Below are 17150 nucleotides of genomic sequence, written 5' to 3' on the forward strand. Positions count from 1 at the left end.
GCCACAATTGACTAGGAGAAACGAGATATCTTATTATATCATCCATATATGCGCTGACATACACAAAACATAAACTTTCTATAATGATTTCTATTTTTGTGAATCTGTATTTATACAAAGCAATAATAACAGGCAAATTATATATAGGAACAATAATACCACAAACTATAGCTACGAATATTGGTGATGAAAATGGGGTGTTTTTGTCATCGGAACTGTCACAATAATACATAATTACAGTTGTGATCAAAGTTTCAATTGTAATAGCAATCACCGTCCAGCAGTAACTCCTTAATATATAGGAAAGAAATTTTTTCATATTACACATGCATTAAAATCTCATTTGATTACTCAAACTCTTATTTATTTTTCTTGGCGTATTCTGTTTTTTATAGTCTTAACTTAGTTGCTTTTGTATACCAATATTTCTATTCTAGCAAATGATACACTCCACCTGGTAATGTTTTAACTAGTCCCTTCATTTCCATAGAAAAGAGTAGGGCAGTGAGGTGTCCTATTGCTTGGCTACTGGTGACGCACAGCATATTTATCTGCTGGTCGTTTTCCTTTTGTAGAGCTTTCACCACTTGCTGTTCTTCTTCTGATAGTTGTGGAAACAGTTGTCGCTCTATTCCCTTACTGCGAGCTTCGGAGAGTTGCTTCCCGTTTTCCCAACCCATAGCCTTTACCATGTCATAGGCGCATGTGACGAGGTTTGCTCCGTTGTCACGTATAAGGTTGTTGCAGCCTTCACTATACATAGCACCCACCGAACCAGGAAATGCGAACACGTCTCTGTTGTAATCGCGTGAAAGGCGGGCTGTGATGAGACCTCCTCCATGTGCAGCACTTTCAACCAGAATACAGGCATCACTCATCCCTGCTACTATTCTGTTTCTGCGCACGAAGTTCATCTTATCAGCATTTGTGCATGTCATAAATTCAGAGAGCAGTCCTCCCTGATTTATCATTCTGGTAGCGTCGTCCTTATGCGCTTGTGGATATAAATAGTCAAGTCCGTGAGCAAGAACTCCAACAGTTTCAAAACCGTTTTGCAGAGCGTTGCGATGCGCATGTATGTCGACACCATAGGCTAGACCACTCACGATAAGCGCATCTGGGCAATACTGCTTCAGATCAGCGACGAATCTTCTTATCATGTCCTGTCCGTAGATGGTGCAACGTCGTGTACCAACGATATTTATGATCTTCTGATTGTTCAGGTTTGCGTTTCCACGGTAAAACAGCACAAGCGGTGCGTCATCACATTCAGCTAGTCTTCTGGGATATTCTTCATCGTTAAGACAGAGTATCTTCACGTTGTTAAGTTCGTCCCATTTTATTTCTTCTTCAGCTCTGCGTTGCAGTTCGCTGATATCTTTGAATGCATCAACAAGTTTCGATGAAGCCTCTGGTACAATCTCGCGGATGTTGTTACGATGTTCAAGAACGGAGGTAGCACTTCCCACTCGTCTATACATTTCAAGCATTCCCGCAAGATTATAGAAGCCTATTCGTGAGAGAACAATGGTATTAAATTTTTCTTGTTGGTCAGTCATTATCCCCTTCCATAAATGGCTTGAAAGCTTTGTCGTAGTCTTCGCTGTTGCCGAGTCTACCATTGATAAGACATACAAGTTCTACGGTGGCATGGAAGCTAAGTCGTTCATCGCTTGCACGGAATAAATCGTGAGTGAAAATATATCTCACGCCTTCCTTCTTCAGTCCCATACGAGAGATGATTTCATCATCGCATTTGAGTGGTGTCTTGAATGATAAGTTCATTCTTGCAACAACGGCATCAACACCTTGTTCGTGCATCTTTGCAAAACTTAGACCTGTAGATTTAAGAAAACGATGTCGGGTATGTTCTGTATAGTGCAAATAATTTGCATTGTTAACTATACCTTCTATATCACACTCGTAATCACGCACTTCCATGCGTGTTTCAAATATATATTTCATAATTATTTTTATGTTAATACCCAATGATGAAATTGAATTCCATCTATATTTGGTTATGCAGTTATTATCTTCTTTTTATGGTAGATGAATATATTTTTATTCATTACTTTAAAAGTAATACCATTATGATAATAACGATATACATAACCAAATATTGCTTCGTATTAAGATTTCTAATTAGGAGCCTTAGCCGATACTTCCGATACAGCATAAGCCGTAAAGAATCCTCTTGCCCCATTAGATATGTTGGTAGATATATTGGCAGGAGGTCCTCCAAACATAGGATTTGATCCATTCTTCTGGCTTGCACATTCATCTATAAAGTGATAGTATGCCTTGCTTATATTACTAAATTCCACAGTCATACTGTCGCCCGATGACATGAATATCATATCCTTTGCATCATCATCGCTGAATTTACTCTTGTCAGCCACATCGTTAAAGTTCCATACCGAGAGATTCTTTACATACTCACCGTTAAGGCTTACGTCGTTAAATGCGATATACTTACTTATCTTGTTATACCAAACTCCATTGATGCTATATTTGCCCATATAATAGTTCTCTACATCTCCATCATCCTGAGCACTTATATTCAAAGAGTATAACGTATATTCGCCAACCTTCTTCTTAGTAATATTAAACGAGTCTACCTTCAGAGCCTTAGGCATATTACACTCAGCCGTGTACTCCTCATTGCTACCATCATTATTAAAGTCCATCACAACCGATAGCCTATAATTCCATCCAGGTTTACCCATCATAGGGTCTTTGGTAGCATATATACCACTTCCCACAGAGTCCTGTGTAAGCACGTATGAGTTAGATACCATCCCACTGTCCTCTTTCAGTGTAACGATCGCTTTAGCTATACGCTTATTAGTCTCCTTATCGAAGTATGCACTTGAACTGTTCACCTGTATCTGCTGCCTTATGTTCTGGTTTGTTATTGTGCCATATATTACCGGTACATAAGCCGAAGTCTTTGTATCTATGGTCGTATCCTCAGTGCAAGAAGATATAATCGCAATAAACAATAATGCGATTACAGACGCTGATATTGATCTTATTTTATTCATTGTTCTAATTAGAATTTAAAATTATAAGTTACAGATGGTATTGCCCCAAATAGATAAGTCATCTTAGCCTGAGGATATCCGTCGGTTGTATTCTGGTCAAAAGATGTCATCCACGGATTCTTGTGCCAGTATACATTGTAAACAGAGAATACCCACTCACCCTGATACCATCTCTTTGGATGTTTGTGGGGATGATACGTGGCAGATATATCCATACGATGATATGGCTCTTTACGTTCCTCACTCTTGCCCGAATATATAGGATAATACTCTCCGTTTATCTCCATTCTTCCTGTAGGATAGGTTACTGGTGTACCCGTAGAGAATACCCACTCGGCAGACACATCCCACTTTTTAGATAACTCATAAGATCCCAATATATTAATGCTATGCGTTTTGTCGTTAGGCGCCAGATAAGTCTTTCCGTTATTGATACCTGCTATCGTACGGTCGGTATGTGCCAAAGTATAATTAATGAATCCTGTCAGACGTCCTGTATTCTTTTTCACCATGATCTCCATACCGTAAGATTTTCCCTTACCAGTTCTTATGTCGCCATCCAGTTTTTCATTAAATAGAATCTGTGCATTGTCTTTAAAATCTATCACATTATTCATCCCCTTGTAATAGAATTCCACAGAAGTCTCAATGGCATTATTCTTAAAGTTTCTGAAGTACCCCACCGAATATTGATTAGCCTCTTGTGGCTTAATGTTTGGACTAGCTGGAAACCATAAGTCAAGAGGAGATCCTGAATCAGAATTATTGGCTATCTGGATAAACTGCGTGTTATGAGTAAAGTTAGCTTTCACCGATGACCATTCATTCAGTTTGTAAACCAGTCCAGCCCTGAACTCTGGTCTTATGTAAGTATGGTATATCTTGCCGCTACCATATTCTGTAGCTCCTGTTACATCATAATTATTATCATAATGGTATTGCAACGTCTTTCCCATGTTTCTAAACGCTGTCAATCTGGCTCCGAAGTTCACCGATATAGCTTTACTTAAGTTCTCTTCTGCCCCAAAATATACGTTATGTTCAAGCGCATACGATTTGTTCATCTTGAAGTCAGGGTATCCTGCACGTGATATCATAGCTGGGTTAAACATGTGATATGTGGTCGTAGCACCATATTGCAGATTCAGCTTGTCAGATATAGCGTGAGTGAAGTCAAGTCTAGCCTCTACATTCTGAATGTCAGATTGCCATTCAGCCCTAGAGTCCGTAACCTTCCAAGTTAAATCATAACTATATTTAGTATAATTCAAGCTTAACCTAGAAAACAATTTATCCGAAAAGATATGGTTCCAGAAAGCCGAAGCCACAAAGTTGCCATAACCTATATCGCCAAATGATGATATAAACCTGTCCCTGCCATTATATAGATTGAGTCCGATTTTGTCTGTCATTGACAGGCGATGAGAAACTTTGACATTGAGATCATAAAAATATAGATACTCCTTTTTCTTTTCTGGGTCAGACGACATGCGCAGAAACACATCAGCATAACTGCGTCTGCCACTTACTAACCAAGATGTTCTATCCCCAAGAGGACCCTCCAAAGTAAGTCTACTAGATATTAGTCCGATGCCACCAGTGCCCTTCACTTTCTCTGGAGCATCGTCTTTCAGCTCTACATCCAATAGAGAAGATAATCGTCCGCCATATTTTATAGGCATATTACCCTTATACAGTTCAGCGCTCTTCACAGCGTCATTATTAAATACAGAGAAGAAACCGAACATGTGTGATGCATTGTATATATTTGTGTTGTCAAGCAATATCAAGTTTTGGTCAGCACCACCACCTCTCACATTAAATCCGCTACTTCCCTCAGATGTACTTTGCACACCTGGCAGTAGCTGAATAGCCTTAACCACATCTATCTCACCCAATAGCGCAGGAACCTTTTGTATTTCAGACCCTGTCAACTTCTGCACACCCATTCTGGTATCAGTGATGTTTGCTTCCTTTCTCTGTGATGTCACTACTACCTCATGGATATTCCGTTCGTATGATATTTTGTTAGAATCATTACCTGTGCTATCCCTGTTGATAACATTTATCTTTTTTCTCGGTTTAGTCTTCTGAGCATACAAATCTGTATAAGAAGAACAAATCACGAAAAAGCCTAATACCAATATTGGTAAAGAGTTTGAATTAGTTCTTAAAATCAATCCTAATGTTTTACTTAATGTCATTTTGTTTATTGCTTACCCGTTGACGAAATTAAATTAGTGCAAATGAAACTCTGCCTATGGGTTTGTTATTTTTCTTGTTAATATATTTGTGTAATAGTGGATACACTAATTTGTCTTGACAATCCGAGCAGACAATCCTTTAGTTTCTTTCTCATTAACATAAACTGATCCCAATGCAATCATGTTACTTGCAGAACCTTATGTGTGTACTAAAGTTCATTACGGCCCATACGGCAAAAAATAAAATACTTAATCTTTTCATAATTATCAATGTTTATAGTAAAATTTATCTGTTCTACTTATATAACATGTATTTTGTATTTTACCCCTATTCCCAAAAACATTATTTTTTCATCATCTTTGTTATTTATATGTTTATAACGCTGATGTAGGGGCTTTTTATATATGTCTTTCAATAATTCAATATGTTTTTTTACTATATTCAGATATCTCATCTGTTTATTTATTACCAGTGTCTATTTTTATATAACAGCCATTGGTCTTTATTATTTATCTTCTACGTCTAGGAATTTGCATTAAAACATCTTACGATATAAACGCTCTCCATCATTATAAAATGCCTATTTTGCTGTCAGCCTCCGTTATCTTTCTTTTCGGTTTGCATGGGCTGCCGAATGCGACATAGCCTGCTGGAATATCTTTTGTTACCACACTGCCTGCACCGATAACAGATCCGTCACCGATAGTAACACCTCCTAAAATGACTACATTTGATGCAATCCATACATTATTGCCAATATGAATCTCATCGGCATATTCAGAAACAGACACATGACCATCTTCATATTTCATAGCTGTACGCTCTTCGGCTATCAGTGGATGATTAGTTGCCATGAGAGATACATTAGGACCAAACATAACATTATCGCCGATATAAATACGAGCATCATCCATTATCATGAGATTGAAATTCGCAAAGAAGTTATTTCCAATGAAAGTATGAGTTCCGTAATTAAATTGTATAGGACCTTGGAAATAATACTTCTCTCCAATACTTCCTATAAACTCTTTAATAATTGGCAATCTGGCTTTGTCATATTCATCCATAAGATTATATTTTCGGCATAGTTCATGAGTCTTATGTTTAATGTCTCGCAGCTCTTTCGTGCGAGCATCAAATAACTTACCTGCAAATATTCGTTCCTCTTCTGTCATATCTCTCTTATTTAAATGTTATTTTTAATTGGATATATAAGTAAACTTGAATAATCCCTAGCGTAAAATATTAATGATTAGATGTTATTCTAACCGAATCTTTTCGCCTTTCAGATATTCATATCCTATTCTGCACCTCAGGCAGTTCTTCTTGTCGCAGTATTCGTTTTTTAATTGGATGAGAGCTTGTGAGTCTCCTGCATTATCAACTTTTAGTCCGCATTCTTTCCACATCCTTACGATATGATTGTTTTCAGCTTTCAGTTGTTCCAGAAAGTCGAATGCTCGGTCGCAATATTTCTCTTTACTCTGGTGCCTGCCGTATGCGAACAATACTGGGATTACTGTGTTTATCATCAGTAGGTTTAGTGAGAAAGGAGAGATATGCTTCTCGTTCTTTTCACTCTCAGAACCAAATGTGTAATGCGTTTCCCAATATGGTGTCACACCAGTGTGCATCGTATTCATTGCCTCTTTTACGGTATCACATTCCACAATCTGACTGATGCTGCATTTGGCAGCGTAATACAGATTTGCAAGTTGCGATATGCGGATATGGGGAAAGTTCTGCGGTCGCAATCTCAGGAATCTCCACATCTTACTGTCAATCTGTTGGAGTCCGAATTTATGTTTCAGATACAGATACTCGTTTTTCAACTTGTCGAAGTAGCCATCAGCAATTGCATCGTGATGGTATTTCTCAGGAATGGGGTCCAAATCTAATAATCCAGCCTGTCCCATGAATATTGCTTCTATTTGGAAAAGGTTGTCACGGTGATGCGCAATGTCGTTAAGCGGAATACTCAAAGCCCATTGTTCAAATGCGTCACCATTAATGCCGAAACCGAAGTTGCGTGCTAACGTAACAAAAAATCCAGCTTCCCAAGAACCGTTACATTGCTCAACTCTACTTATTATGGCATCTGTTTTCTGCTCAAGACGTTCCGTTTGCAGAGCACTCATCCACGAGTGGACCATTAAGTTGCTTAATTCGGGTATAATCTTGTAGCATGGAGGGTACTTGTCTGTTGAAAGTAATTCGGCATAATGTCGCGTCACATGTTCAGGAATGTCAAGTTGCATTTGTGGAATACAATCACCATTTTGGTTTTTCACTTCCATATCAATGTCACCGCAAACATGCAAAATGACATTATTATATCTTTCGTCTTTGTCGTGTTTATGTAGATACCAGTCACTAGCTTTATCGTGTATCTCTACGTTTCCCACCCAAAGAGTATCATCTATTTTTATTTTAGCATTGAAGAAATCAGGACCGGAATTCATGTTGTGTAATCCGGAGTCAATTACTTCTACGTGGAGTCCTTTAGTGGTCTTCATTTCATGCAAAGGCAGCATTTTATGCTTCCAAACATAGTGTAGTAATTGTTCCATTATTTATAGTGGTATGTAAGGTCTTAAATTTATGCAAAGATATCGCCAGCGAGTGCAGAATCATCAAGTTCACTTGAATGTTATGCCGAGCGCAGCTTTATCTTATGCAAAGATATTGCCAGCGAGTACAGAATCATCAAGTTCACTTGAATGTTATGTCGAGTGCAGCTTTATCTTATGCAAAGGTACGCTTTTATTTTTAACGTGAAAATAAACGCTATTATTATTTCTTGTGAGAAGTAAAACGATCTTTAGAGCGATAATCAATAAACTATTATTAATAACAAAAGGAGTTACAGTATTGTAACTCCTTATATTGTAGCCTAGTCTGATCCGCAATATATCCAAATCACTGAAAACTAAATGTATATTTTTTTTTCAGATAGTTCATGTAGCCGCAAATTGACAGGATAATGATGGCTATTCTGACTACCTGTTGAAAGTACGCTCACTCTCATCCTCTAAATATAAAGTTAGATTTTTTTTTTTCATATCTCCAAATCTTTGAGTAATAATTATTTGGAATTTTTTCTGCCCCACCTTGCATTGGAGCTTTTTGAAATAATAATTGTACAAGCATGTAGCTGCAACAAAATGTTTTAGGATAAATTCATTATATTTAGCATCACTCCGTGTATTCCGCTACTAACAAACAAACTTGTACCGACAGCAAGGCAGATTACATAGTGTGGAAATATTAATATCTAGCTGGTTGCTCTTGCGATGGTGCTTTAGAACTTTATAATTATGAAAAAAATATTGTAAATGCTGAAGTCGGCAATATTAAGAAAAGGGTATCCTCAGGTGCGGGAATTATGGGAGTTAGTTCTAGTCGTGTATCTCGTGGGGGGCAGGGGAAACAGATGTGAATCTTCAGTGAGTTCACTTGTATGCTTCAAAATAGGGATAAGCTCGAACAAATTATATGGTATTCTTTTCACGTAGTGGGCAGGCTGAACTTTTACCTATAGTAGAATACATAGAGGCTTTTATAGAGGAGGCCTTCAAGAAATTCTTGCAAATAGTACATGAACTAGGAATAGAACATGCAACAATTTCAACGAAACGATTAGTGTTATGGAAATAATCGCAGTAGAAAGCCTGATCTATTAGGATTTGATAGACAGGTTCAGCCGAATCGAGCAGTTTGTCAAGTGCACCTCTCATTTTATACAGGATATAGATGATAAATTGGAGATGGCCGCCAACGATCTTGTCGGAACTTTGAATATTTCGGAGTCTACTTTTTACCGCTATACAGAGGGAGGACGATGTATACAACTTCTTCAAGTCAATCGTAATTTCCACGAAGTGCAACCGCCTTCGGGTTTCTGGCATGGGGAACGATAAGGTTCTCGCAAGACTCAACCGCTTCAAAGCCAATATCGATTTCAGCCTTCATGTTAAAAACCGATAGTAATGATTGATAGATATCAAATACTTTCATCTGCCCAAGGAGGATTGGATTTTTTTTCCCATTTCCTTGGTTTTGAAGTAAACCTTCATAGCAACTTCCGTAGTCCATTCTATGGCGATAAACGTGTTTCCTGCCATATCTACTATTACAGGAAAAGTTCATCCTACAAGTTCTATAATCATGATGATACCGTCTATCCAGGTGATTGTTTCTGGTTTGACAACCTTGGATAGCTTGAATCTGAAAACAAGTTTCCCAGAGGTCTTGAAAACCATTGTTCAAAAGCTCGGATTGTATTTACTATATGATAGTGAGATCCATAACAAACATACCATACTGACATATAAAAGTTCTGCGTCCTCCAATAAAAGGCTATTTCCAAAAATACGGAAGAACGCCCATATAGCTTCAAAATACTGCCCTTTGATAAAGGATTGCTGAACTACTGGGTACATTGTATCCATGAAGATTCTTTCTGTCCTTTTCGGTTATGGAGTCTTAAACGCAATGAAAGCATATCTACGAAGGGCAAGAAGTTTGAACTTTACAGTTCACGGATTGAACTGATATTTGCATGTATCGGAAACGGCTATGTAAGGGTAAATTGACCACATAGTCCGAATATCCGATTCCTCTATGGTGGACGGATGCTTACCTCCTATTGCTTCGATATGAAGCCGATTCTTACCAAATGTAATATGATTTTCATTACGGTTGAAGAAAAGAATGTGCTCTCATTGTATGCGCACGGATTTAATGCGATTTGCTTCAACATCGAAACGTCACAGATACCGGAAAGAATCATAGAGAGCTTTTTGCTTCTTTGTCGGCATATCATACTTTTGTATGATGCCAACGTAAAAGGTGTAATCAAACACCAGTCAATGGCACCAAATTACAATATCCTAGCTAGAATAAACGTATTGTGTCAGCTAGAATTCTATAAGTTTAAAGCCAAACTTGAACGAGACCTGTGTAGTATCAGAAGAATACCTTCAGATACCCATTCCTTTCTTGGACAGTTGCTCTACTAGGTGATCAATACAATACGAGACCAACCAAAGTTGTCGAGCCTGAATCACTATGGAATTGGGATGTAGAATCGCATACAGAAGTTCATCACTTTGCAGGGGAAAATTACATAGAGTAAGATAATCTGCTTCTTGGCATATAGCAAGATGTCAAAGGATGTGCCTCATGGGGGAAGATTATTGTAGGATTAAAGTTAAGTTTAAAAGAAATGTTGAAATATTGTTTCTCCACTTCCATAAGGATATGGAAGATTCAATACGAAAACGAAAAATACTAAAAATAATAATATTATAATTACTATTCCCCAACTTATAAACTTGGGAGGATTTGCCCCAATTATATTACGAACCTTCTCAGATCTTATTTCGATATGGCTCTGGTTTGAAGTTTTGTTACTCATATTAATTTCCTAATTCAAGTTGATTCTTAATAAGATTGTAGTATAGACCTCTTTTCTCTATTAAAGCTGTGTGATTACCACTTTCTGCAATACGGCCATGGTCTAATAGGATTATCTGATTGGCATTCTTAATGGTGCTAAGTCTGTGGGCGATAACGACGACAGTCTTTCCCTTATAAAAGTTATCCAAGTTGTCAACTATCTCACGTTCGTTCTTCGCATCAAGGGAATTGGTTGCTTCATCCAAGAATATAAAATCAGGATTCTTATATACAGCTCTGGCTATCAAAATTCTCTGTCTTTGTCCAAGACTCATGCCCATGCCATCACGTCCGATCTTAGTATTATACTTCAATGGCAGTGACATGATGAAATCATGGATACATGCAATTCTACCAGCCTTTTCCAAACACGCCTCATCCACAGTGTCATCACTAACAGCGATATTCCGAGCTATGGATTCGGAGAAAATAACTCCCTCTTGCATAACGACCCCGCAGTGCCTGCGCCACCATTTCAAACTATAATCCTTAATATCATGACTACCAATTCTAATAGAGCCGCTTATGACCGGATAATAAGCCAACATCAACTTCATTAATGTCGTCTTACCACTTCCACTTGCACCGACTATTGCTGTTATCTTACCTTCTGGAATTGTAAGTGAAATGTTATCAAGCGTATTATTCAGGGCATGTGGATCATATTTAAAATCTATATGGTCCATACTTATCTCCTTCTGTCCATAGAAGCTATCAAACTTCCAATCTCCGCCTTCTTCATTTTCGGCTTGATGAATTTCATTTATTCGATCTAATGATATCTTAACATCTTGAAGATCATATACAAAAGCCATCAGATTTTCCACGGGCGAGCTTAATTGACCGACGATATACTGTATAGCAAGCATCGTACCAAGGGTTATCTGACCATCGATTACTGCTGTTGCTGCTAATACTGTTATAAAAATATTTTTTACCTCATTAATAAATACGCCTCCAGCTTCCTGCGTTTGTTGTAACTTGAGAGATTTCATCTGAACATTGAAAAGATCAGCCTGTGTATCTTCCCATTCCCACCGGCGACGTTTTTCGCAATCCTGCAACTTGATTTCCTGCATCGAAGTGATGAACTGATAAGTCTTGTTCTTGTTGATAGCCTGCTGTTCAAACAATTCATAGTCTATCAATTTTCTTTTTTTCAGGAAATAAGCTATCCAGAGTCCATAGACCACGCTACCCAATAAAAATACTCCAAAAATAACCTTATTATAAACAAAGAGTACACTTCCGAATACGACAAAACTAAAGAAAGTGAACATGACTCCCAATAGTTGGTTAGTCAAGAATAGTTGGACTCTGGAATGGTCATTCATTCTCTGAAGCAAGTCGCCCATAAGCTTTGTTTCAAAGAAGGACATCGGAAGTTTTAACAGTTTAATAAAGAAATCGCTTACCAGAGATATATTAATTCGCATGGATATATGTAACAGCAACCAACGCCGAATAAAATCAGTTGAGGTCTTTCCAATTACAATTGCCAATTCACCCAACAATATAGCCCAAATGAGATTTACATCCTTATGCGCAATTCCAAGGTCAACGATACCCTGTGTAAGGAAAGGCATAACCAACTGCAAAAGGCAGACGAAAAGGAGACTGAAAAAAACCTGCATGAAATACCTACGATATTCCAAGACGTAACTTGCGAGAAACTTAAAAGAGCGCTTTTCCTCAATACGATCATCATTTTCCCTGTAAAAATCAGTCGTAGGCTCAAAAAACATGGCAATCCCCTTATTCTCCCCATCACTCATAGTACTTACCCAGTGACGCTCGAACTCGTTACGCTCATACTTTATAAGGCCTTTCCCTGGATCTGCCACATAGAATTTCCTACCACCTTTGACCTTATATAATACAACAAAATGATGTTGATTCCAATGAAGTATACAAGGTCTGTCACTATGAGAAAGCTCATTTACCGATATACAAGAAGCTCTGCTATCCAATCCAATAGCCTTAGCTCCATCATATATGCTTTTTAAAGAAACGCCAGTAGCTTTGGCATGGCAATAGATAGCTGCTTCTGACAACGATATCTTCTTTCCATACTGTTGGGAAACCATGGCCAGACATGCCACGCCACACTGCATAGAGTCTCTTTGTCTAACGACTTTCATCTTGTCTCAGTTAAATATTGGTAATATAAATTCGATATTCCTTGCAAATAACCATTTTTGCTAATCTCTTTACATGCATATCTATCACCTAAGGACTGGATAGCGTGCTTATAATTCTCTATATTACAGTTAAGCAAAGAAGATACTATATAATCATAATATATCTTCCTTATCTGAAGCATATAATATTTAATCTGCTTAGACTTTGCACATGTTAACTGCTTCTCAGAAAGCCTGTAATGAACTAATTTCTCAGGGATATTTCCAAACGACATCCCCTTAAGGGCTGAAGATACGAGAAGATCGTAGTCCTCACATAAGGGGCATTGAGGATTATAAAGTTGCTCCTTCATATGATGATGAATCAAAGATGATGTCCTGAACATCATAACCGGATGGAAAATCTGAACAGCCCATAGCAGGTCGGAAATGATGCGCAAATTCTCGGTAGGTGCCGTATAATCGGTATTTAAACGACCAAAGGATTCCATGAATGCACCACTGATGTCAATATTATGATGCTGCTCCATATAGTGAATTTGCTCTGTGAATCGCGACTTATACATGATGTCGTCAGCATCAACATGAGCAATATATTTACCAGAAGCCTTAGAAATGGCAAGATTCAGTGATTGGATATAATCCTGATAGTTTTTGTATAACCTGACCCTATCATCATTATACGACTCTACAATTTCGCATGATTTGTCGGTTGAGCCGTCATCAACAATAATAAACTCGAAATTCTTATGATCTTGTCCCAAAACGGTTTCAATACACTGCCCTAGATATAATTCCTCGTTGTGCATTGTTAGCACTGCCGAGATGAAAATATCCTTGTATTTATCTTCTATATTCATAGTTCATTGAGTATTAATTTAGAATCACTTTGTGATTGCAATATTTTTATCACATAGTTTATGCCAACACATATATTCTCGCAAACAGAAGGAAGATAATAATAATCTCCGCAAAGGCTGTCAAAATTTCTATCGAAGTTGAGTCCAACTAACTCTCCATATTCATTTATCACAGGGCTACCAGAATTTCCTCCAGTAGTATGACAATCGGTTGTAAAATCTAAAATGATCGACTTATCACATCTCAACTTGTATCCATAATTTGCCCAGGCTTTACAAATCTCACTATTTAATTTTGTATGCCAACACTGTGTGCCCGTTTTCCCATAAGATACTCGCAAAGTGCCATTTGTAGGAGACCAATTGATGAAACCACAATCATGAAGCATGATGAGCATCTTTTCTCTTATCACATTTAACTGGTTGGCATAATTAACTAAATTTGTACCAATGTCGGACTTATAAATAGAGTCAGTATATTCGAGATATTTTATAGCTGGATCGCTCTTAACAGACCGATTGCTTGACAGAATAGTTTGAACTGTATACTTATCAACCAATGAGGAACATCTATATATACTATCTACATAATCATTCACTCCAATGGCTCCAGACTTTATTTCCATAGGAATAAATATACTGTTCTTATTATAAAGATAGTTCAAAATCCCCTTAGTGACAGACTTCTCAATTACTACATCTGACGGTTTGAAAACTCTATCAACTAACAGATTTAAGATATTGTTAGTGAATCTATCTTTGTTTTTTACTAATCCAGCAGAGTTTATGAACTGTATAGCTTGAATGCATCTACGATAGTCGTCGTCAGACTCAACAAGAGGGTATATAAGTCGAACCAACGAGTCGGCCTTATTCTTTAAAGCACAAAACTCCCAATACTTCTCTATATGATTTTGGTGAAGCAGCAAGCTACAAGAATCCTCTCTGGCTATCAATTTTTCAGGAATCATATAATGTAAAAAACTAGAGACTCTACCAAGAATCTTAAGCCTTTCATTATTTAATGAAGACACCTCCATCTGCCAAGATACTCTATTCTGGGCTGACAGATGCTGAATTTCTCTGTTGATGATACTCATTCTTAGCCCCAAGACTTCAGCGCATCTTATCAAACTGAAAAGGAAACCTTCTTTGGAATCTGCGGAAATCCAGTCATAAGAAGCACCACGCGGATAGCCCAAAACATAGATATTCTCATCTGGACCAATATCGCCCTTATGCATTTTCAAATAATATTTTGGTGAGAATGGATGTGACTCTCCATCATCTCCCTTCATGTAAGCACGTAATATTGCGAAATCAGCACTCATGCGCGGCCAATGCCAATTAGTGGCATCACCACCATAAGAAACCATGGTTTGAGGTGGACAATATACAAGGCGAACATCCTTGATCACTTCGTATTCATGCAGGTAGTGGTTGGCGCCAAAGAATTCACGTTTAATCTCCTGCTCGTTACCCTTTTGAAGAGGTCGGTTTCTTAAACAGATATCTTTTACTAAATCATTCCAACTTTGACCTTTTGACAATCCTTGAACAACTTCTTTAGATACATCAATGGTCCTTACAAGTATCTTCAAGTAAAGTCCATTAAGCTTCAATTCAGGAACAACAGGACTGGAACAAAAACCGCTTACTAATATTTGTTCACCCTTATTACTTTTTGCAACAAGAGACCTTACAACATGCATATTGGTCAATACGAGTCCTGTTTTTGAAATAAAGCTGCCAGATCCACCTTCACCAACGGCTACTACTGCATCCTTTAATGAAGGTTTACTTTCTGAGTAAAAACAGATAGGAAAATTCGGGGCAGTGTGATGGAAATTATGGATAGGCCACATACCTTCATCAGCTCTTGCTTTCAGCCCTGCAAAAATTGCCAAAAAGATCAATAATTGTTTCATTATGCTTTATAAGATATGTTGTTATTCATTTGAGGTGCAAACTTGCATCTTGGATCAGGGAAGTCCCATTTGTCGTAACCATAAGCCTTAATTACATCCGTCCAGCATCGGTTTCTGTTAATCTTAAAACAATCGTCGAACATCTTGCAAGCACTGCATGGGCTCTGCTTATTAATACTTTCCTGTTTTATATTCAATAATCTATTGGTCTTTGCAGAATTCCAGACTCCTGAGATTCTCTCGTTCGTCAAATCCCCAATTATGAAATTCGGATTCCAGTATAACTGTTCACATATCGTACACTTGCCATCGGGTAGGATGAAAAGATGATCGTTGAGAGCTGAACACTTGGAACCTTTAAATGTAGAACTGCCTCCTTCGGCCGTATAATATGCCTTATCTATTTCAGAACGTGGGTATGTAACTGTAAATATTGCTCTGTTTTTTATATTCTCTTCCACATATTTAAATAATTCTTCTAGTTGGTGAACGGTAGCTTTAATGGAATTAAAATTATCCAAAGACTTTTGATTTGAGAACATGGCGGTTCTTATTTCCCAAGTCTGGATATGGTACTTATCCTTCAGAAAATCATACAAAGTATTTATATTCTCTTTGGTACAGGTTGCCTTGGTGAGTACAGTCTCCACTTTATAAGTAATTCCAGCTTCTTCCAACAAGCTGATTCCGTGCTTTATTTTGGATATATAACACTGATTGACATGTAAGGTGTTAATTGCAATGTTGGAATCTAAAGTATCTATTGACAACTGAAGTGTTCCCTTAAAACCACTCTCTTTCAACCCTTTTATGATTCTTGGAGTGACAGGAACCTTTGTAGAGATGCTATCTGGTCCGAAGCCATTATCTGTCAGTTCCTTAAGAACAAGTTCCCAATCGGGATGCAAGAACACTTCACCACCAATTAAGAATATATTATAAACGCCAATACGCTTTGCTTCCTTGATTATTTCGAAAATTCTCTCGGTTGAAAGATGATGCTTCACTTTAGTATGAGTATCAGCATAGCAATAGCAACACTTTGTGACACATGCATTAGTTAGCATGAAAGTCATCAAATAAGGTATCTGGAGTCTTTTTGTAGACAAGTCAACATCTTTGACAAGGGATTTAGGAATACTGAATTCCTCAATTTCACTCTTGTCTAAAATACTATCGTATGGAATCAAAATATTTTTTGGAATTTTCACTTTAGAATCGTTAATGGTTATTCTAAATTTTTCTCTGCTCAACCAGGGAACAAGAATTTTTTTTGCATCATTTAGTGTGACATCTAGATCTGAGGCTATCATATTGGCAGCATGGTCTACCGAGCAACCGGCAGAGAACAGCGATAATAATCTGGCATGATAAGGATGAATTAAAGATTTTGTGGTATCTGAATCATACTTCCTCATAAATCTGGAATAAAGTAGATATCTGTTACCATCCTTACGAATTTTATAATCAGGATTTAAATAATATTTTGTTTCCATTTTCTTCTTCATTTAT

At 37.5% G+C, this 17150-nt stretch carries 12 protein-coding genes and 1 pseudogene; 2 read left to right on the top strand and 11 right to left on the bottom strand.

What is annotated here, in order from left to right:
- Positions 1–428: 428 nt before the first annotated feature.
- The 7 genes from dprA to HEQ28_RS10825 form a co-directional block, all read right to left on the bottom strand.
- Positions 429–1559 (bottom strand): DNA-processing protein DprA, encoded by a 1131-nt coding sequence (dprA, locus tag HEQ28_RS10795; RefSeq protein ID WP_434502299.1) that lies wholly within the window; start codon positions 1557–1559, stop codon positions 429–431.
- Entirely contained in the window at positions 1552–1968 is a 417-nt protein-coding gene (locus HEQ28_RS10800; protein ID WP_394370816.1) for an acyl-CoA thioesterase, read from the bottom strand. The genes dprA and HEQ28_RS10800 overlap by 8 nt, the downstream gene beginning before the upstream one ends.
- A 170-nt stretch (positions 1969–2138) precedes the next feature.
- Entirely contained in the window at positions 2139–3044 is a 906-nt protein-coding gene (locus HEQ28_RS10805; RefSeq protein ID WP_434502301.1) for a DUF4249 family protein, read from the bottom strand.
- An 8-nt stretch (positions 3045–3052) separates the two neighbouring features.
- Entirely contained in the window at positions 3053–5248 is a 2196-nt protein-coding gene (locus HEQ28_RS10810; RefSeq protein ID WP_434502303.1) for a TonB-dependent receptor plug domain-containing protein, read from the bottom strand.
- Positions 5249–5818: 570 nt separating this feature from the next.
- A complete protein-coding gene (locus HEQ28_RS10815; RefSeq protein WP_434502305.1) occupies positions 5819–6424 on the bottom strand; it encodes a sugar O-acetyltransferase in 606 nt (201 codons plus the stop codon).
- Between the two features lie 84 nt (positions 6425–6508).
- Positions 6509–7819, bottom strand: a complete 1311-nt coding sequence (locus HEQ28_RS10820; RefSeq protein ID WP_434502307.1) for a DUF2851 family protein — start codon at positions 7817–7819, stop codon at positions 6509–6511.
- 921 nt (positions 7820–8740) lie between these two features.
- The gene (locus HEQ28_RS10825) at positions 8741–8986 is read right to left on the bottom strand and encodes a hypothetical protein (protein ID WP_434504467.1); all 246 of its coding nucleotides are present in this window, start codon (positions 8984–8986) and stop codon (positions 8741–8743) included.
- On the opposite strand from HEQ28_RS10825, the pseudogene HEQ28_RS10830 reads away from it, so the two are divergent.
- Positions 8936–9236: pseudogene (locus HEQ28_RS10830) on the top strand (DNA-binding protein). The gene HEQ28_RS10825 and the pseudogene HEQ28_RS10830 overlap by 51 nt on opposite strands.
- Positions 9237–9238: 2 nt before the next feature.
- Positions 9239–9469, top strand: a complete 231-nt coding sequence (locus HEQ28_RS10835) for a hypothetical protein (protein WP_434502309.1) — start codon at positions 9239–9241, stop codon at positions 9467–9469.
- Between the two features lie 1200 nt (positions 9470–10669).
- Here the strand turns inward: HEQ28_RS10835 and HEQ28_RS10840 are convergent.
- Genes HEQ28_RS10840 through HEQ28_RS10855 form a run of 4 tightly spaced genes read right to left on the bottom strand, consistent with a single transcriptional unit; the run spans position 10670 to position 17146 of the window.
- Complete coding sequence (locus tag HEQ28_RS10840) at positions 10670–12850, bottom strand: peptidase domain-containing ABC transporter (protein WP_434502311.1); 2181 nt, start codon at positions 12848–12850, stop codon at positions 10670–10672.
- Complete coding sequence (locus HEQ28_RS10845; RefSeq protein WP_434502313.1) at positions 12847–13710, bottom strand: glycosyltransferase family 2 protein; 864 nt, start codon at positions 13708–13710, stop codon at positions 12847–12849. Before HEQ28_RS10845 ends, HEQ28_RS10840 begins: the two co-directional genes overlap by 4 nt.
- Entirely contained in the window at positions 13707–15638 is a 1932-nt protein-coding gene (locus tag HEQ28_RS10850) for a S46 family peptidase (RefSeq protein WP_434502315.1), read from the bottom strand. The genes HEQ28_RS10845 and HEQ28_RS10850 overlap by 4 nt, the downstream gene beginning before the upstream one ends.
- Entirely contained in the window at positions 15638–17146 is a 1509-nt protein-coding gene (locus HEQ28_RS10855) for a radical SAM protein (RefSeq protein WP_434502317.1), read from the bottom strand. Before HEQ28_RS10855 ends, HEQ28_RS10850 begins: the two co-directional genes overlap by 1 nt.
- Positions 17147–17150: the final 4 nt, after the last annotated feature.

Source organism: Prevotella sp. (genome assembly GCF_051059605.1).
Classification (GTDB): Bacteria; Bacteroidota; Bacteroidia; order Bacteroidales; family Bacteroidaceae; genus Prevotella.